The organism is Collinsella sp. CLA-JM-H32B (assembly GCF_040098065.1).
Classification (GTDB): Bacteria; Actinomycetota; Coriobacteriia; order Coriobacteriales; family Coriobacteriaceae; genus Collinsella.
Window position 1 is genome coordinate 1 of the sequence record NZ_JBBNNA010000014.1, and the last position, 19150, is coordinate 19150.

A 19150-nucleotide genomic window follows, 5' to 3' on the forward strand; every position below is an offset into this window, starting at 1 on the left:
CTGGAACATGGGAGACGGCGGTCGACGAAACTGGAGAGGAGGTATTACGAGCTCCTGTGCGAATTGAAGGGAGCGCTCCCGCAAACTGCCTATTGACAACTTATAGGAGCGTCGGTTTTGTTTTTCTCAAATTCGACATGCTCGGCGATAGCCGATCAAACGTAGTAAATGGGCATTGTTTTTGACAGGCAGCATCGCACGCGTCCCTCGCAAGGGCAAAATGATTCGTTTTCCTCCGTCCCCAAGGGATCAGTTGAACAGATTGCCGATGGGGTCGGGGGCGGAACTGGGGAGATAGCGGATTTCTAGTTCTATGCCGAGCTTTTGCAGCTCTCTGAGAACAGCGACGTCTGTGTCGTCTACGGCAACTGCGGGCGTTGCGGGACGCTTGCCCTCCCCTGTCTGCATATGCCCAATGCTGATCTTGGTGATCGGCACACCACCCTTAACCAGCGCGAGCGCATCGGCGGGTGAGGCCACCATAATCAGAATCAACTGGCGCGGCGTTGCGGTATGAATGATGTCGACGGTCCTTTGCACCGAGAAAAACCGTGTCCAAACGCCTTCTGGCACCGCCACCCTCATGGGTGCCCATTGGCGCGAATCTGCCGCGATCTCATCGTTGACGATTAAAACAAGGTTGGAACCCACGGCTTCGTTCCACAGCTCAACGTCTTGCCCGTAAATGAAACGGTCATCGATACGCGTGAGAAGGATCTTGAGTTGAGCCATGGCTGCCCCATTCTGTTTGAGACCCATACGAGCGGGACATCACGTTTCCAATATTAGTGCATTTAAAGTGAGAAAAGCCGTCAGAACACTTGCGCGGATGTGCGATGTCCCGTATCATAGACAGCCGTTGACGCCTCAGTTGCGTCACCACATGGCCGCCAGCGTAGCTCAGTTGGTAGAGCACCGCTCTCGTAAAGCGGGGGTCACCGGTTCGAGCCCGGTCGCTGGCTCCATTGCACAAGATAGCCGCCTTCGGGCGGCTTTTTTGTTGCCGATTTCTGGCGAACATCCGCCAATCCAAGCACAACGCCGCCGATAACTCCCCTACTCAACAACAAGCCCCGCTAACCGCAATCCCCAAAGGAACCGCGATCAGCGGGGCTTAAACGCGCTCCCCAAGGGGAATCACGCTAGCTCACGAGCAGCGCGCTACTCTTCCCAGTAAGCGTCTGCAAGCAGCTTAAAGCAGATCTTCTTGACCGGCTGTGCGCCATCGCCCGGGAACTCGAGCGTGGGCATGTGAGGCTCGCCGGCGACAAACAGCGCAAACTTGTCGTCAGCAAAATCGCCGGCGATCGAAGCGTCGGAATCGACCAGGTCGTAGTCGTCCTTCTCGTCAAACTCCTGGACCAGCGTCAGGCTGCCCGTGGCAACCTTAAAGGCCTCGCGACCCTCGACGTCAATCTGCAGGTCGTGATAGCGCTGATGCGTCTCATAGTGAGCCTCGGCCTCGGGACGCGTCGTGGGAGCCATGACGTTCGCAAAGACCTTGTCGCCCAGAATCTGATGGCTGCCGACCTCGAGCTGCGCCGGGTCGTTCTCCTCGAGCCAGTCGATCAGCACGTCGAGGCCCTTGAGCATTCCGCGGTACTCCTCGATATCGCCCAATGCACCGTAAATCATCTAAATCCCCTCTCGGATCGTTTCTTTGGCAGCTACTCGGTAAACGCATTACCGACGCTGTTGCCACCCACATACGTCTCGACCAGGGTAAGGTCGGGATTGAACACGACAAAATCGGCATCGCGGCCAGGCATAATGCTGCCACATTTATCCTCGACGTGAGCAGAACGCGCGGACACCTCGGTCGCCATGCGAATTGCGATATCGGCGCTCGCAAGACCCCAGTCGACGATGTTCTTGACGCCCTGCGCGAGCGTGAGCACCGAGCCGGCGATAGCAGAGCCATCGGCGAGCCAGCAAAGGTTGTCCTTCATAATGACATCCATGCCACCGCTGGTGTACTTGCCCTCGGGCATGCCGCCGCAACCCAGGCAGTCGGTGATCAGCACCGTGTGCTGCCAGCCCTTGGCCTGCAGCAGTGCCTTGATAGCAGCAGGGTTCACGTGCTTACCGTCGCAAATGATCTCGGCATAGGTGTTGGGCGTGGTCATAGCAGCCCCGACAACACCGGGCTCACGGTGATGCAGACCGCGCTGGCCGTTGTAGGTATGCGTAAAGCAGCTGGCGCCAGCATTGATCGCTGCAGCACACTCATCATAGGTGGCATCGGAGTGGCCAATACAGGTCACGACGCCCTTTGCGCTCAGAGCCGCGGCGTAAGCGGCAGCGCCATCGCGCTCGGCCGCCATGGCGCTCTTGACGATACGACCGCCGGCAGCCTCCTGCCACTCGTCAAAAACTTTCTCGGACGGGTCGATCAGATAAGCAGGGTTCTGGGCGCCCACATGCTTCATGGTAAAGAACGGACCCTCCAGGTAGATGCCCTGAATACGAGCACCGCAGAACTCAGGTCCACGCTCTTCGTCCGCCCGTGCAATGGCAGCGCAGGCGTCCTTGATCTGCTCCACACCGTCGGTAAAGGTCGTAGGCAGCCAGCTGGTGGTACCACGACGAGCGAGCTCGGTCGAGCTGATGTTGATACCCTCAGCATCGTTATCGGTCGTGGCATGGTTATAGAAGCCATGAATGTGGGTGTCCACCATGCCCGGCGCAATCCATGTACCCGAATAATCTTTGATCTCGCAAGCGGGCTCATCGGCCTGCCAAGCGCCAAAGACGCCATCTTCGACCATGAGGTAGCCGCCCAGCTGCGGCCCCGCCGGCAAAAAGAACTTGTCGGCCTTGATAGCATACGTGCTCATCTATGCTCCCGTACCCGCAGTGCGTTTTAGGGCGGATCAAAAACCACTGCATTGTTAATTCGAGCGATTGTTCGTTGCCTTCTTGCGCTTGGCACATTTTGCACCCGCCGCAAAACACGCCAAGCCGTTTATACCCAATAACTCTAGACTGCGCGGTTGTGGTAGACCTTGTACTTAAACTGGTCGGCGCGCGCAACCGAACGCGTATACTCGATAACCTCGTTGTTCATGTCGTATGTAGTACGAATCAAATCCAGGACCGGTGCGCCTTCGGCAATCTCGAGCAGACGGGCATCGGAATGGCGGGCAATACTCGCGTAGAATTCCTCCTCTGCCACGCGAACTTTCTCGTGAAAGTCCTGCTCGATCATGTCGTACAGCGATTTATTCTCGATCATGGGGCGCTTAAGCGCAAAGAACTTACGACTCGGCAGATATGTACACTCAATCATCAGCGGCACGCCATCGGCAATACGCAGGCGCTTGATCTTATACAGACGCTCGCCAAGACGCGCGTTCATCTCTATGGCAATATTCTTGTCAGCCTCGACCTCGGTAAACTCAAGAATCGTCGTCTTGGGCACACGGCCAATCGCCTTCATCTGCTCGGTAAAGCTATAGATTTGCGAGAGGTTTGCCGTTTGCAGAGAGCGGTCGCACACCATGGTTCCACGGCCGCGCTGACGAACCACCAAGCCTAGGCGCTCAAGCTCCTGCAGGGCAAGGCGAACCGTCGTACGCGAGAGCCCGTAGCGCTCCGACAAGTCACGCTCGGACGGCAAATAGTCGCCAGGTCGAAGCTCGTGATCGATTTTATCGGTCAGCAAATCGACGAGCTGATCGTACAAAGGTTGTTTGCGCGCTCCCATTGCCATAATGATACCTGCCGGATATATGACTCGAAATTGGTTGTAACCAGACACCACGTACTATAGCAGTTTTAATGGAATAACAGCAGGTCAACAAGCATATTTCAATAATGTTTGCCAGTTGATTGCCTGTGTACTGTAATACCAATTACATCGCTGCATCAAGTATTAAGGTAGCAAAAAGGGCCGCCCCCGCGGAGCGGGACGACCCTTTGCAAGACAGATACGTCTTTAAGGCTTAGAGAAGCTTCTTGAGCTCCTCGGCAACAGCCTGGACCTGCGTGCCGATGATGACCTGGGTAGCACCCTTGTCCATCTTCATGACACCCAGAGCGCCAGCCTTCTTGCAGGCAGCCTCGTCGACCAGATCGGAATCGCCGAGCTCGAAGCGCAGGCGAGTAGCGCAGCAGTCAACGGTCTTGACGTTCTCCTTGCCACCGACGGCAGCGAGAACAGCGGCGGCCAGAGCGGCGAACTTGTCGTCGCCAGCAGCGGCGGAAGCGGAGGTCTCCTCGACATCCTCATCCTCGCGACCAGGGGTCATGAGGTTGAACTTGGTGATGGCGAAGCGGAACACGAGGTAGAAGACCACGAAGGCAGCGATGCCCAGCGGGATGATCATCCAAGTGTTGGCGGCAGCCGGGAGGCTAGAGGAGAACAGGAGGTCGGTAGCACCAGCGGAGAAGCAGAAGCCAGCACGGAAACCAACATAGTAGGTGACGATGGTGAAGATGCCGTACAGGGCAGCGTACACGACGTAGAGCGGGAAGCACAGGAACATGAAGCCGAACTCGAAGGGCTCGGTGACGCCGCAGACGAAGGCGCAGATAGCAGCGGAGACAACCAGGCCGATAGCAGCCTTCTTGTTCTTAGCGGTCTGAACCATAGCCAGGGCAGCGCCCGGGATACCGAACATCATGCAGGGGAAGAAGCCGGACATGTACATACCGAGGCTCCACTTGACGTCAGCAGAGGTCTCGCCAGCCCAGAAGTGGGTCAGGTCGCCCAGGCCGATGGTGTCGAACCAGAACACGTTGTTCAGAGCGTGGTGCAGACCGGTCGGGATGAGCAGGCGGTTGAGGAAGGCGTAGATGCCAGCGCCGATACCACCCATGGCGGCGATACCCTCACCAAGAGCAACAAGAGCACCGAAGATGAGCGGCCAAGCAAAGAGCAGGACGACGGAGACGACGATGCAGATGACGGCGGTCATGATGGCGACGCAACGCTTGCCGGAGAAGAAGGCCAGCCAGTCGGGAAGACGAGTGTCCTTGAACTTGTTGTAGCAAGTGCCACCGATGACGGCGGACAGGATGCCGATGAAGGAGTTACCAGCGATCTTGGAGAACGCGATGCCCTCGGTCGTGGCAAGCCAAGCGGTCTGAGCATCGGCGTCCATACCACGAATGGTGCCAACAACAGCAGGGTTCAGGAGCTGCTGGATCATCAGGAAGGCGACGAGGCCAGCGAGGCCAGCGGTGCCATCGTGATCGTCGGCAAGGCCGACAGCGGCGCCGACTGCGAACAGCCAGGCCATGTTATCGATAAGAGCGCCGCCTGCCTTGATGAGCAGGAAACCGGCGGTATAGGCAAAACCGGTAGTGTCACCGGCAGCACCCATGACTGCGGGAGCGAGCAGGTAGCCCACGCCCATAAGAATACCTGCGACGGGAAGCGCCGCGACGGGAAGCATCAGCGCTTTGCCGAGCTTCTGGAGGTACTTCATCATATGGTATCTCCTCCAACCTTTCTTTCGTTGTTCACCAACGAGTTCCATGTCCGCGCCTTGTGCATACCGGCTTCTCCGCTTGCCGGCATTGGTGCGCAAACTTAGACAACCCAGTCCCTTTTCTCGGGTTGCTGGTATGTACGGTAGCACACACTCAATTCAAACGTCCACCACATTTCGTTCAAATTACTATATCGTTGCCAAACGGTTATTTTTGGCCCGTAAACGGTAATTTGCGCAGGTAGATGTGCTGCGTTTCTTTCATTACCAAACTAATTCTTAGCAATTTCCATTCGATTTCATCTCAAAAGTGGTTACTACCAGATGAACAGTGGTACCACATTGTTACTACCAGTTTGGCCGAAATCGTTTTCACTTTACATGAATAAAGTCTCCAAGAATTTGTATATAACCTCTCCCCTACCACCCTCTTCCTCGCCCTTCCCTGCAACGCAAAAAGCCCCCTAGAACGATGTCAGTTCTAGGGGGCTTCATCAGATATTTCGGCTTCGTACTCGAAGGCTCAGGCAATCTTTACGCAAACAGGCCGTAGATGCTGATGTTGGCCTTGGCGTAGAGTCCGTTGGCGTACTCGGTCCACTTGGAGCTGGCGCTCGAAGCCTGCGAGGAGTACTGCTGGTAGGCAGTGTAATAGGCGGTCATGGCCTGCTTATAGGTGGCGCTATCGGTCGTAAAGGCATCATCGGCAAAGGCCTTGGCATAGGTGCTGTCGGCATCCTTCCAAGTGCCCTTTGAGCTATCCCACTCATCGCCGGCAAGGTTGATGATGTAGTCGGCGTAGTCCTTGCTCGCAGTCTCCTCGTTGCCGTCAGAAGGCTCTGTCGGAGCGGTCGGCATGCTTGCGGAGCTATCGCCCACCTTCTTCTTGTAGAGCTTCTGCAGCGTCGCGGACTGACGGACGATCTGCTTGGCCTGGTCCTTGGACACGCCGTACTGCGTGGCCATGGTCTTGTAGTCGGAGGTGCCGATGGAATCCTCGGCGTACTGCTTCATTTCCTTGGAAGAGACGGTAATGCCCTCGTCCTCGGCAGCGTCCAGCAGAATCTGGTTGCGCACGTAGGACAGGATAACGTCGGCAGACGGAGCGGTGTAGTTGCCGTCATCGTCCTTGACGGTGTCGAGGCTGTACTGGCTCTCGATGGCCTCACGCGCGGTGATGTCGCTCTTCTTGCCGTTGTAGCTATAGCTTGCCACGGTCGAATCGAGCTGGTCCTCGGACAGGGTCGCCGAGCCGACGCCCTTGCCGCCAAAACCACCGTTGCCGATAAAGAAGCCGACCACGGCAGCAATCACGACGGCGACCACAAAGGCGGCAATCATCGTCTTCTTGTGCTTGCAAGCGTGGTCGTCCACGTCGGAGTCGTCGTCCTCGTCCTGTTCCTCGGGCATGAGGTTCTCGTCAGCTGCATCCGCGGCGATCTTTGCCTCCAGGCGAGCGTCCTCCTCCTCGGCGGACGTGCCGGCGGCAATATGTTCGGCAGACGTGCCGGCGACCAGGTCGATCTTTTCGTCCTCATCACCGTCGGGGCCTTCGCCGCGCTCGATGATCTGGATGCCGTCGATCTCGTCCTTCTCGTCCTTCTTTTGAATCAGACCCATATCAGTTACTCCTTGTTAGGAAACATAGTCCCCAATAGAATACGCCCGGCAGAGCGCCGGGCGTATTGATTCTTAGGTTATACGCAAACACTTAAGTACTATTTAGGCGTTTGCAGCGTGCATACCTTAGGCCAGGTGCGCGATAACGGCATCGGCGAAGGCCTGCGTACCCACCGCACCCTCGACGGAGCCAGTCTGGGCACGACGCACGTCACCGGTAACCTGCTCGCCCTCGTCGAGCGTGGCAGATACGGCGGCACGAATGCGACTGGCAGCACCGTTCTCGCCTAGGTGATCGAGCATCATCGCAGCAGAGAGGATCTCGGCCGTGGGGTTGGCGATATCCTGACCGGCAATATCGGGCGCGGAGCCGTGCGTAGCCTCGAAGATGGCGCAGTCGGCACCGATGTTGGAGCCGGGGGCCATGCCCAGACCGCCCACCAGGCCGGCGCACAGGTCGCTGACGATATCGCCGTACAGGTTGGGCAGCACCAGGACATCGAAGTCGTTGGGGTTTTGGACCAGGCCCATGCAGGTGGCGTCGACGATCTTGTCGTTGAACTCGATATCGGGATAGTTGGCGGCCACCTCGCGCGCAACGCGCAGGAACAGGCCATCGGTCGCCTTCATGATGTTGGCCTTATGCACGGCCGTCACCTTTTTGCGGCCGCAGCGGCGGGCGTACTCAAAGGCGTACTCCACAATGCGGCGGCTCTTGGCGATGGAGATGGGCTTGATCGAGATAGCGGAATCGGCGGCGAAGGCCTTCTGACCCGAGCGCTCGACAAGCTGCGAGAGCTCCTCGACCTCGGCAGCCCCCTCATCGAACTCGATGCCGGCATAGAGGTCCTCGGTGTTCTCGCGCACGATGACCAGGTCGACGTCGCGGAAGCGCGAGCCGTCGCCCGGCTGCGACAGGCAAGGGCGCACACAGGCGTACAGGTCAAAGTGCTTGCGCAGGGCGACGTTAACGCTGCGGAAACCCGTGCCAACCGGCGTAGTAATGGGACCCTTGATGGCAACCTTGGTCTCGGCGACCGCATCGAGCACGTGCTGGGGCAGCGGCGTGCCAAACTCGTCCATGACACCGGCACCGGCCTCCTGGACGTTCCAATTGATCTGGACACCGGCGGCCTCGACCACGCGGCGCATGGCCTGCGTAATCTCGGGACCGATACCGTCACCGGGAATCAGGACTACATCGTGCGCCATAATCTGTTACTCCTCGTCTTCGGCGTCGTCAGATTTTTTAACGCTAGCACGCTTCTTCTTTTTGGAGAGATCCAGGCCAAAACGTTTAACAAGCATTTCGCAAATCTCGCTCGAACGGGCCTTGAGATAGCTGCCTTTGCCGTTCTCGGCGTCGAACTTAAGGCGCAGCGCGAGCTTCTCGGCAACCTCGGCGTCAATCTCGCCCTGACCAAACTCGTACAGGCAACCGAGCATGTCGCGATACTCGAGATCACCGTGGTAGCACTGGATGGCCTCGTCCAGGATGGGCCAAGCCTCGCGCGAACGCTCGACACTCGTGGCGCCCCACACGCACAGCAGGCGGAAGGCGGCATAGCGCAGCGTGGAGGAAATCTCGTCGAACAGTGCGGTCTCGGCGCCCTCAAAGGCATCGCCCAGCTGCTCGGGGCAGGTGGTGGCGAGCGCCGTCAGGGCATCGAGAGCCTCCCAGCGGGTCTGCGCCTCGGGGCGGTCGAGCGCCTCGATCAGCGCGGGCACGCAGGGCACGACGCGCTGCGGATCGCGCTCGGCAAGCAGGTGCAGCACGCGGGCGGCAAACTGGCGGATACGGCGCGTGGGGCAGCCGAGCTCCTGGACCAGACGGTCGACGGCGTTCTCGTTCTCCTCTGCCAGCTGGAGCTGTGCCAGCTCCTCGTCGGTGAGCTGTTCGTCTTTGTTTTCTGCCATAGTTACCTCTTCTTACTATTTCTTAGCGTGCTTGCCAGCACCCTTGCTGTCATCGGTGACCGAGATGAGCTGTCGGTCGGCCGCGCCATTGCGACGCGCACGGCGGCGCTCCTCGGCGTCGCCCGCGTCGGCGGCGGCGCGATGGGCCTTGTTGACGTTAAAGACCTCGTCGTGCTTGCGCCACGGACCGACGGACTCGCCAAAGCTCATCTTAAGGCCGGCGATAAAGCCGCCGAGCCAGCCGATCGGCGCAAACTGCACCAGCGGGAACAGCGAGAACACCCAGGTCAGCAGGACGACTGCCGCCGCACCCGCAAAGTTGGCAATCCAGTAGTCGCGCTTGGTGATCACGCGCTTTTCGCACGCCCACTGGCCGCACAAAAAACCGATGTAGATCGCAAAGAGAAAGAGCGCCAGCGCAAGCACCACGAACGTCCAGCTCATGGGCGTTACTCCTCGTGATGGTGGCCGCAGCAGCACTCGTGGCCGTCGTCATGGCCGTGGCCGCCGCAGCACTCGTGGCCCTCGTCGTGGTGGTGGCCACAACCGCACTCGTGATCGTCGCCATGCTCGCCGCAACCGCAGCCTTCCTCGTGAGCACCATGCTCCTCGGGACGATACTGCGACCAGTCCAGACCGGCGGCGATGGCGTCGGCCTCCTCCTTATAGAGGACCGTGACGGCCTGGGTACCCAGCTTGGCACCACCGATGGCGTCGAGCATGTCGTAGAGCGTAAAGGCCACGTCGGCACCGGGCAGCGCAAGCTCGCGGTCGTCGGCATAGGCGAGCGCCAAGCGCAGGTCCTTGATGAAGTGCTCGACCATAAAGCCGGGCTTGTAATCGCCGTCGAGCGCCTTGGGCGCCAGGCTCTCCATAGCGCCGGACTTGCCGGTGCCACCCAGGATCATCTGACGGGTCTTCTCAAGATCAAGGCCGCTCAGCTCGGCAAAGGCCAGCGCATCGGCCATACCAACCATGCAGGCGCCCAGCGACACCTGGTTGGCAAGCTTGGCAGCCTGACCCTTGCCGGCGCCATCGAAGCAGCAGATGGTTGCCGCAAAGGTGGAAAGGATGTCGCGGACCGGCGCGATGTCGTTCTCGGTGGCGCCCACGATAGCCGTGAGCGTGCCGGCGATAGCTCCCGACTCGCCGCCGGTGACGGGGCAGTCAAACGCCATGCGGCCGGAGACCTGGGCGGCCTCGGCAATGTCGCGCGCCAGCTCGGGCGAGCTCGTGGTGAGGTCGATCAGGACCGCGCCGGGCTTAGTGCACGCGAGCAGGCCGTCGCCCGCCAGGTAGAGCTCCTCGACCTCGGAGGGATAGCCCACCATGGTAAAGACAACGTCGGCGTTCGCCGCGGCATCTGCCGGCGTATCAGCCCAGACGGCGCCGCGCTCGATAAGCGCGGCGGCCTTGGACTTGGTGCGGTTGTTGACCGTGACGGGGTAGCCGGCGTCCAGGATGTGGCCGGCGATGGGGGCACCCATGATTCCGGTGCCGATGAATGCGACGGAGAGCTTGTTTGCCATGAAACCTTTCCTTTTGGGTTGGGTGTTGTTACCAGGTTAAAATACTCGGTGCCAGCGTTTCGGCCGTGACTTGAGGGCACTTGCAGCCGCAGCGCCTACCTACTCGCCTCGCACGCGGCGCGCGATGCGGTCGGAAAGCGAGGCTTTCTCGGCGCGATTCTTGCCCCAAAACGCGCAGGCCACCATGCCGGGGCCCACGTGCGAGCCAATGGTGGGACCCACGGAGCTGCGAATGATCGTGACGTCGGCGCAGCCCTCCTCCTTGCGGATGGCGGCTTCGAGCCAGTCACCGTCCTTTTCGGCATCGGCCGTCATGATGGCGATGGGCATGGTGCGGTCGGGCACGTAGTTCTCGCGGAACGACTTGAGGATGGACTTGAGCGCCTTCTTGCGGCCGCGGTTGACGCCAATCAGCGACAGCGAGCCGGCAAGGTCGTAGGAGAGCTCGGGCTTGACATCGAGCTTTGCCGTGAGCTGCGCCGCCGCGGGCGGAATGCGGCCGCCGGCAGCCAGCGCGTCGAAGCTCTCGAGCGTAAAGTAGCCGTGGACGTAGGTCTTTGCCTCGTTTGCCCAGTCGACCAGCTGCTTGGCGGTGAGTCCCGCCGAGCGCTGGCGCACGGCCTCGAGCGCCAGGAGCGCGCCGGTCGCGCAGGGCAGAGCGTTGTCGACCACGTAGAGCTCAAAGTTGGGATACTCGGCGCGCACGGCATCTGCCGCCTGGCACGCGGAGTTGTAGCTCGACGACAGCGCCGAGGTAAAGCACAGGTAGACCGTGGGCGTGCCCTCCTTGGCACACTCGGTAAAGAACTCGATATAGCGACCGAGCGACACGGCGGAGGTAGACACGCGAGCGCCGGCGCGCATGCGGTCGTAGAACTCCTTGGGTGTGATGCTCGACCAGATGTCATCCGTGCGCTCCTCGCCATCGATAATGAAGGGGAAACCCAGGATATCGACATCGAGGTTCGCGGCGACCTCGGGGCTAAAGTCGCAGCAAGTATCGACGACGATGCGGCAACGGTCCGAATGACCGGCGGATGCGGCCTTGTCCATCAAAGCGACTCCTTACGTAAAAAGGCGGCCACCCGCATGGGATGGCCGCCAACCGTTAACTCATGCAAGTTAACGTATTTTACTCGTCAAGTGTTTCGATGCGGGGCTTGATGATGCCATATCCACCATTCTTACGGTGATACACCACATTGATGAGGCCAGTCGTCGCGTTCTCGAACACGTAGAAGTCGTGGCCGAGCAGATCGGTCTGCACCAGCGCCTGCTCCTCAGTCATCGGGGTGACATCAATGACCTTCTCACGGACGAGCAGGTCGTCCTCCTCCTCGGGCAGCAGCAGGTCGGCCAGATCCTCGACGCGCTCGACCGGTGCGACATCCGCTGCGCTGGCACCGCCCTGGCGGTTGTCCACGACCTTGGTCTTGAACTTGCGCAGCTGGCGGGTGACCTTATCGGCGGAGAGGTCGATGGCGGCGTACATATCTGCGCCGTGCTCGGCAACGCGAATCACCGAACCGCGGGCACGAGCCGTGACCTCGACGATTGCCGGGTTGGGGTTCGAGGGGTTCTTCTCATAACGAAGCACGACGTCGACTGTCATGGGCTCGATGTCGAAAACCTTGAGCGCCTCGCCGATTTTCTCATCCACATGCGCACGCAGAGCATCGGTTACCGTCGTCTTGCGTCCAGAAACCTTGATATCCATACGTGGCTCCAATCTGCCTCGGGGACTTACCGTACTGGCTATGTACCCATTGCCGTGCATTTAATCACGCGAATTCCCAAAGACCCGAATAACGACTGCTTGATACCGCATACCGAAGTCTCGTACTTTTCCATGGCAAAGTGCGCTATAGGAGGGAGCCCACAGATTTGTATTTGGTCTCGAAAATTGGCTTTGACCTGCTGGTTTTATAGGGATGAAAAAGCCGGGCTCCCCTATTGGGGAAACCCGGCAGTGCGTGTTGAAACCGTGAAGAAGTGTCCTTTCCAACGTATAGGAGACACCACCCCTAGCAATAACTAGCTATTGAGTTTGTTAATGTCGTCGTCGGTGATGGCGCCTTCCTGGCTGGACGATTTGTCCTCGGAGGATGCGGTCTCATTGTTGGAATCGGAGGACTCGCTGCCGGAGGACGTGGTCTCACTGGACTCAGAGTCGCCCGGCTGCACGTTAGCGCCCGAAACCGTCTTAGTGGTGAGGTCGTAGGGCATACTGCCATACCAGACGCAGTGGACCGCCTCGAGCGTACCGTCGACCGTGATGCCGTCGAGGGCATCGCTCACGGCACGGCACAGTTCGTCATTGGATGAGAGGCCCGCAACACCAAGCGTCGAGGGTGCCTCGAGCGCACCGACATAGGAGATCTCGCTCATCAGGCGTGCAAGGTAGCCGCCAGCCGTGGAGTCGCAGATCACATAGTCGACCTCGCCGGACTCGAGCGCCTCAAAGCACTCGTTGATGTTGGAGTAGGTCTTTTGGTTGGCGGTAATGCTCTGCTTGGCAAGCGCCTCCTGCGAGGCCGAGGACATCTGGACACCCAGGGTAGACGCGTTAAGGGTATCGGTGGAAACGCTTAGCGACCCACCATCGCTGGTTTTACCGAACACAGAAGCGGCATCGTACAGGCAGGTGCCGAGCGAGCTAACGTCCCCGTCTGTGGAGTTGATCTCGCCGATAAAGATATCAGCCTTTTTGTCGCCGAGCGCGGAACCTGCCGAGGACGCATCGACAAAGGCGACCTTAAGGCCCATGCGGCTTGCGAGGGCGCGGGCGGCGTCGACCGCATATCCCGTGAGCTCGCCGTCGGCGCCCTGCATTGCCTGCGGCGCATCGGAAGTATCGAGGGCGACCGTCAGGGTTCCGGGAGTGACCAGGGCATCGTCCGACACCGCCGGCGTGACGGTCTCGTACTCGATCTGGTCGATCGTGGGAGTCGTGAACGTAGACAGCGGGTTGAACGCGCATCCGCTCAGGCCCAAAACGGCGATGACCGCTGCGGTCCCAGCACCTAACCGAGCCGCGTGCATCAAGCTGCCCCTCACCATGTCCACTACCCTGCCTTCTGTGTCGTATACGATCCGTGCGTTGCGCGGAATATCAGGTTGTTCCCACCAGCTGACCTGGTATTTGACCCCACACTTGCGCACCGGGGTGTTTGCTCGGGAGGCCGCAGCCACCTTCACGACTGGCCCGCTCGCCCGCGAGGCGGTATTGCCCCAAAGAAAGTAGAACGGACGGTGCGGCTTACATCTAGGACGCGCCATGATCGCGCCGCGCGCACGCGGTCGCTTACGTGGATCCCTTTGACCGCGTCTGTCTTGGACTAGGACGGGCATTTCGTCCGTCCGCAACCACAGCCTGGTAGGAACGAAGCGCATTATAGCTAAGTTCAAGCTAAAGTTTAAGGTTAGGGGCGTTATTCGCATCGCGAGTACAGATTTCGCAGGTCAGGACGGGCCGCACGTGCTCTGATTGAGCCCGTCGCTCCCCTATGGAAAGCCCCAACACACCCGTCTTAGGGCGCCGTGGCCAAAAAATAGCAAATATGAGTACTGTTACCAATTTTGTAACAGGCAATTTTGGCCTCTCGGACAGATTTTGCGCTTAGTGTCGCCAATCTGATGCTTAGTTATTCTACGTTTGTTTATTATCTTCTTTCTTTACGCCGCCTCCGAGTCCTAAATTCTTTGATTTTGCTGTTACTGATTTAGTGACAGTACTCATATTTGCCATTTTTTGGCCAGGGCATATGATTAACCCCCCCCCTCCTCCTTTCGACGTGAATTAGACCGGCTTAAGCCCAAAACACGCCCGCAGCGTGTTAAGCAACGCCTCTTGCTTCTTCCTGCGGGCATCGACACGATTCCGGTACCGCTTTCGCATACGCTGGTGGATGCGCCATGCGAGCGCTTCCATCGCTTCCATGTCGCAGAGCATTTCGTTGTTGACCGTCGCGACCTCGATTCCCATAGTAATCAAGCCCGTGTTGCGTTTTTCATCATGGACACGTCCCCTTCGAGAGGAATGACCCAGCTCACCGTTGTATTCCAGGTCAAACCGGGCTGTTTCCTGGTACGCATCGCAAACTGCATGCGGCATCCCCGAGATTGCCTGCGCGCGGTCATCGAACTCGATCTTGTAGTCGGTCTTAAAGGGACCGCAGGCAAATCCGCCATAGGAAAACGGAAGCGAAAACATGGCAAGCATGATGCACTCCATGGGTGAGCGCAGGTTTTCTGACAGGTAGGGACACAGGCGTAGCAGTTGTTTGGCCGCACTCCCCTTGCATGCCGCAAGGTAATCTGCCAGGCGATCGGGCGTCAGCACCGGCTCGACTTCAAAGTAGCCCACGTCTGCCGGTTGGTCCTTGTCCTTTGCAAGTCTATTCGCAACAGGTGAGGTGTAGGGAGGCAGATACTTCCCGCGATCACTCAGTGAAATCTTGGAACACAGTTCCTGGGCCAGGGCAAACGCCTGGATACAGCCGACCTCGCGGGCGACGGCAACACAAAGGGCCTCGGGAGATAGGCTGCACACCCCCGATTCCACCTCTAGAATCGCGCCGGCAGGCAACCCGGAACACACGGACCAGTCCACGCCAGGCATACGGCGGCGCTGCGCCGCAGATCCCACCAGCAAGCAAAGATCTTCTTGCACCTCGCCGCTTTTGGCTCCAATTCGCACCAGGTCGGGAAGATAGATATCCTCGGTCGAAGGCGATGACGTACACAGCACGCGGCACTCCTCCTCGGGCTCAAGGTCCTTCCAGCCGATGTAGCCCATCTGTCGGCGCTCGGCGCGCATCATGCGTAGCGCCGAGGCGCCTGTTAGGATTGCGGAAGCCGCTAGCTGCTCTTTTGTCGGTTTGTTGCACTGCCTGATTGTTACCGCCACACGAATCACCCCTACCAAACGCGTGCGATAGCAAGGCCATCAACGGCCGCGGCACCGGCGCGTTTGAGTTCCGCCGAAGCCGCTGCCATCGTCGCACCCGTGGTGATAACGTCGTCGATAAGCAGCAGGCGGCGGCCCCGCACGTCCTCAACGGTCTCGTACATGCCTCGGGCGCGTTTACGGCGTTCTTCACGACCGAGTTCACGCTGGTCGCCATGGCCGTACTTAACGAGGGCGTCGAGCAGCGGAACACCAGACAGCTCGCAAAATGGGCGCGCGATGGCTTCCATATGATCGAAACCGCGTCGCCGAAACGCCGCCGCCGTCGCGGGCACAAACACCACGGCATCGGCGCCGGACAACACACCGCCGTAGCGTTCGGGTGCCGCGACCTGGGCATGTAAGGCGGTGTCGTATAGCAGCTCTGCCAGATACGGCGCCAGACGTCGCTCGCCCGCGTCTTTGTACGCTTTAATGATCCGCGGCAGCGGATGCGTGTAAACGGCACATGCCAGGCACCGGTCGAGCGCTTCGGCCATCGCCGAAGACGCACCCTCGACCGAGCACTCGGTGCACAGCAAGTCTCCAAACGGGGCTCCGCATCGGGTGCAGCTATGCCGCGGGTCGATGAGTGCAAGCGCCGCCAAGCAGTCTTGGCAAATAAGCGCGCCGGAGCGCTCGCAGCCGGCGCATCGCGTGGGCGACAACGCCTCAAGCCCCTCGTGCGCCAACCGCTCGGCAAACGGTAGCAATTCGTCCGCAAACGGTAGGATGCCGGCACCTTGCAGGCATCCCAACACATTCAAATGTCTCTTCACGACACAACCCTCCCTACGCTCGGTCGCAGGGAGGGTTGTTGATTCAGCGCTATGGTACCCCGACGCGTTTGGGGTCAGGCAGGTTAAATCCGTTTGCGGGCGCTATTCGCCGGTGGGCGGTTGCGGTGCGGACGAGTTTTGGGTCGAGCCCTCGCCACCATCCTGGCGCGGCTTGCGGGAACGGCGACGGCGACGGCGCTTTTGACCCTGGTCGGCCGAACCCTCGCCACCACGATCGTCGCGCGACTCGCGTTCATCGCGAGCAGCGCCGCGCGCGGCCTTGGCGGCCGCCCCTCCGCCATCTCCGGGGCGACGGCGCGTGACCTTGACCTCGCCATCCGAGACCTGATCGGCCACGGAGGGCACCGAAGGCTTTTGCTGCGCGCCCGAGGAATGGCGACGACGCGGACGCGGGGTGCGCTCGTCATCGTTGCGCTGCTTGCCACCCTTGTCGGCAGGCGTATCGGAACCCGAACCACCCTTGGGGGCGGCGACGGCTTCGCGAGCGGCTGCGGCGCGGAAGGCGTCCTCGCGCTCCTCACTCGACAAATGGCGGCGGCGACGGCGCGTGGGATTCATGCCACCGCCGCGGTTTTGCTGCTGGGGCTGCTGAGCCTCGCGCTCGCGGGGGGAATTCTTGCCTGCGGGAGCGGCCTCGCCGGTATCGCCCGAACCCGAGCGCTTGCGGCGGCGACGTCCACCGGCAGCCTCCTCGGCCTCGGGTGCCTCGGCCTTGCCGCGACCCTTACCGCGGCCGCGACCCTCGCCCTGGCTCTGACCCGCACGGGTATCGGCGTCCGCATCGCGACGGCGGCGCTTGGGCATCGTCGTCCCCGCCAGACGGTCGGCGCTCGACAGGCCATCGCCCACGTCGACGCCGTTCTCGCGGTCGAGCTCCATAAGCGCCAAGCGCATCTCGGGCGACTCGATACGCTCGAGCACATCGCGCGTCACGCAGTCGGGGCGGCAGTTGCAGCCCTGCTCGGCGGCCTTCTTTTTACAGCCCTCCGAGCAGGTCATGTCGGCCAGGTTGACCTTAAAGACTTTGCCGTTCTCCAGGCGCAACACCAGCTGCTCACGCGGCGTGTCATATTCCTGGATACGCGCCTTGCCAAGCGGCGTATCGATAAGCGTCTTCTTTTTGGGCGCGCGGCTCTTAAAGTCCTTGTACGCCTCGAACTCGTAGCGCAGGCAGCACATCAGGCGGCCGCAGACGCCGCTAATTTTGGACGAGTTGAGCGGCAGGTCCTGCTCTTTTGCCATGCGAATCGAAACCGGCTCAAACTGTCCGCCAAAGCGCGTGCAGCAGAGCTCCTGGCCGCACTGGGCATAGCCGCCCACCAGGCGGGTCTCGTCACGCACGCCGATCTGGCGCATGTCGACGCGAATGTGCAGCGTCGAGGACAGGTCCTTGACGAGCTGACGGAAATCGACGCGCTCCTCGGCAGCAAAGTAGAACACAGCCTTCTCGCCGCCAAACAGGTACTCGACGCCGACCGGCTTCATCTCGAGGTCGAGCTCCTTGACCAGACGGCGGAAGTCGACCATGGCCTCGTCACCCTGGATAGCCAGGTCGTCGGCAAGCTGCAGGTCGATGTCGCTCGCTACGCGCAACACGGGCTTGAGCGGCTGACCGATTTCGTCGAGCGGCACCTCGAAGGGATCGGCCGTGACCAGGCCGATCTCGGTTCCGCGCTCGGTGGAGCAGATAGCATAATCGGCCTCGAGGATATCCAGATCCTGTGGGTCGAACCACAGGTCGCGCGAGGCGTAGGTAAACTTAACGGGTACGACTAACGGCATTTCAGTGCCTTCCTGATATCGAACAGCATGACCTCGATGGCCAGCTGGGGAGTAACGTTTCTGGCGATGTTGCGCTCAGCGGTCGCGACTGCCTCGAGCGCCCGGGTGGCACCCGCAACATTCGTCGCCGCGGCAAGCCGCCCGATCGTGTCGCGCACGTCCTCGTTCACAACGTCTGCCGCCTCATCCTGAAGTGTCAGCAGCACGTCGCGCATGAGCGTCCGCGCGCTCGCCAGCGCTTCCATGATACCCGAACGCTCGCGCGCGTTGAGTTCGCGCTTGTTGCGGTCCTCAAGCTGCTTCAATGCTCCACGCGACAGGTAGTCGGCATTTTGCTCGAGCACCTTTTCCTGCGTGGACTTGACCTCGGCGAGCGGCGCCTTGACGGCGACGATGAGTGACTTGGCGCGGCTGAGCACGTCGGCCTCGTCGGCAGCGATGAGCGAGTCGATGGCGCGGACCATCTGACGACGGGCGTCCTGGCGCTCGGCGCTCTTGAGAAACTCGATGCCACGCGTGGGGCTTCCCGCCACAGCGACGGCCATGCGGCAACGCGCAGGGTCCTGACCGGTGGCGCGGCTCACGGCCTGCGCGGCCACAGTGGGCGACACCAGCCGAAACGGTACGCACTGGCAACGGCTCACGATGGTGGGCAGCATCACGTCGGCCGAGGTGCCCAACAGGATGAACATGACGCCCTCGGGCGGTTCCTCGAGCGTTTTGAGCAGCGCGTTGGCGGTGTTGGCGCGCAGCTGCTCGGCACGGTCGATGATGTAGACCTTTGCCTTGGCGCGGATGGGCGCCAAGGGCACGTCGTCGAGCAGCTCGCGGGTCTGCGCGATGAGGTAGCCCGTAGCACTTTCGGGGGTGTAATAGTGCACGTCGGGATGCGTATGGCGGGCGACGCGCACGCAGCTGTCGCACGAGCCACAGCCGTCCCGCTCGCACAGGAATGCCTGGGCAAGCGCCCATGCGGCGTCGAGCTTACCGGCGCCGGAAGCGCCCAAGAACAGGTAGGCGTGCGATGCGCGGCCGCTTGCGATGGCGTTGGTCAAAAAATCGCGCACGCGCTGTTGGGTGTCGAGCTTGGCCAGCAGGCTTGTCTGCGCGGGGGCCATG

The 19150-nt window shown here is 60.5% G+C and carries 17 protein-coding genes and 1 tRNA gene; 1 reads left to right on the forward strand and 17 read right to left on the reverse strand.

Annotation, left to right across the window (positions count from 1 at the left end; translation table 11 throughout):
- Nucleotides 1-249 precede the first annotated feature (249 nt).
- Nucleotides 250-732 (reverse strand): PTS sugar transporter subunit IIB, encoded by a 483-nt coding sequence (locus tag AAA138_RS07805; RefSeq protein ID WP_349090319.1) that lies wholly within the window; start codon nt 730-732, stop codon nt 250-252.
- Between the two features lie 157 nt (nt 733-889).
- Between AAA138_RS07805 and AAA138_RS07810 the strand changes: the two genes are divergently transcribed.
- Nucleotides 890-965 (forward strand) — tRNA-Thr (locus tag AAA138_RS07810).
- 196 nt (nt 966-1161) lie between these two features.
- Here the strand turns inward: AAA138_RS07810 and AAA138_RS07815 are convergent.
- The 16 genes from AAA138_RS07815 to AAA138_RS07890 all read right to left on the reverse strand — a co-directional run bounded on the left by AAA138_RS07815 (nt 1162) and on the right by AAA138_RS07890 (nt 19149).
- Entirely contained in the window at nt 1162-1635 is a 474-nt protein-coding gene (locus tag AAA138_RS07815; RefSeq protein WP_349090320.1) for a YhcH/YjgK/YiaL family protein, read from the reverse strand.
- Nucleotides 1636-1667: 32 nt separating this feature from the next.
- Nucleotides 1668-2837 carry an N-acetylglucosamine-6-phosphate deacetylase gene (gene nagA / locus AAA138_RS07820; RefSeq protein ID WP_349090321.1) on the reverse strand — a complete coding sequence of 390 codons (1170 nt, stop codon included), beginning with the start codon at nt 2835-2837 and terminating at the stop codon, nt 1668-1670.
- A gap of 143 nt (nt 2838-2980) precedes the next feature.
- Nucleotides 2981-3712 (reverse strand): GntR family transcriptional regulator, encoded by a 732-nt coding sequence (locus AAA138_RS07825; RefSeq protein ID WP_349090322.1) that lies wholly within the window; start codon nt 3710-3712, stop codon nt 2981-2983.
- A 232-nt stretch (nt 3713-3944) separates the two neighbouring features.
- Nucleotides 3945-5435, reverse strand: a complete 1491-nt coding sequence (locus tag AAA138_RS07830; RefSeq protein ID WP_342996068.1) for a PTS transporter subunit EIIC — start codon at nt 5433-5435, stop codon at nt 3945-3947.
- Nucleotides 5436-5969: 534 nt separating this feature from the next.
- Nucleotides 5970-7055, reverse strand: a complete 1086-nt coding sequence (locus AAA138_RS07835; protein WP_349090323.1) for a hypothetical protein — start codon at nt 7053-7055, stop codon at nt 5970-5972.
- 126 nt (nt 7056-7181) lie between these two features.
- On the reverse strand, nt 7182-8267 hold the full coding sequence (locus AAA138_RS07840; RefSeq protein WP_349090324.1) for an isocitrate/isopropylmalate family dehydrogenase: 1086 nt from the start codon (nt 8265-8267) through the stop codon (nt 7182-7184).
- A gap of 6 nt (nt 8268-8273) precedes the next feature.
- Nucleotides 8274-8972 carry a hypothetical protein gene (locus tag AAA138_RS07845; protein WP_346972935.1) on the reverse strand — a complete coding sequence of 233 codons (699 nt, stop codon included), beginning with the start codon at nt 8970-8972 and terminating at the stop codon, nt 8274-8276.
- A gap of 15 nt (nt 8973-8987) precedes the next feature.
- A complete protein-coding gene (locus AAA138_RS07850; protein ID WP_117716283.1) occupies nt 8988-9416 on the reverse strand; it encodes a hypothetical protein in 429 nt (142 codons plus the stop codon).
- Between the two features lie 5 nt (nt 9417-9421).
- Nucleotides 9422-10501, reverse strand: a complete 1080-nt coding sequence (locus AAA138_RS07855) for an NAD(P)-binding domain-containing protein (RefSeq protein ID WP_349090325.1) — start codon at nt 10499-10501, stop codon at nt 9422-9424.
- 99 nt (nt 10502-10600) lie between these two features.
- On the reverse strand, nt 10601-11554 hold the full coding sequence (locus AAA138_RS07860) for a DegV family protein (protein ID WP_316369989.1): 954 nt from the start codon (nt 11552-11554) through the stop codon (nt 10601-10603).
- Between the two features lie 79 nt (nt 11555-11633).
- On the reverse strand, nt 11634-12218 hold the full coding sequence (gene raiA, locus AAA138_RS07865) for a ribosome-associated translation inhibitor RaiA (protein ID WP_349090327.1): 585 nt from the start codon (nt 12216-12218) through the stop codon (nt 11634-11636).
- 317 nt (nt 12219-12535) lie between these two features.
- On the reverse strand, nt 12536-13561 hold the full coding sequence (locus AAA138_RS07870; protein WP_349090360.1) for a transporter substrate-binding domain-containing protein: 1026 nt from the start codon (nt 13559-13561) through the stop codon (nt 12536-12538).
- 739 nt (nt 13562-14300) lie between these two features.
- Entirely contained in the window at nt 14301-15410 is a 1110-nt protein-coding gene (locus AAA138_RS07875) for a hypothetical protein (protein ID WP_349090328.1), read from the reverse strand.
- An 11-nt stretch (nt 15411-15421) separates the two neighbouring features.
- Nucleotides 15422-16228, reverse strand: a complete 807-nt coding sequence (locus AAA138_RS07880) for a double zinc ribbon domain-containing protein (RefSeq protein WP_349090329.1) — start codon at nt 16226-16228, stop codon at nt 15422-15424.
- A 102-nt stretch (nt 16229-16330) separates the two neighbouring features.
- Nucleotides 16331-18031 (reverse strand): regulatory iron-sulfur-containing complex subunit RicT, encoded by a 1701-nt coding sequence (gene ricT / locus AAA138_RS07885; RefSeq protein WP_349090330.1) that lies wholly within the window; start codon nt 18029-18031, stop codon nt 16331-16333.
- On the reverse strand, nt 18022-19149 hold the full coding sequence (locus AAA138_RS07890; protein WP_225093935.1) for a DNA polymerase III subunit: 1128 nt from the start codon (nt 19147-19149) through the stop codon (nt 18022-18024). The genes ricT and AAA138_RS07890 overlap by 10 nt, the downstream gene beginning before the upstream one ends.
- Nucleotide 19150: the final 1 nt, after the last annotated feature.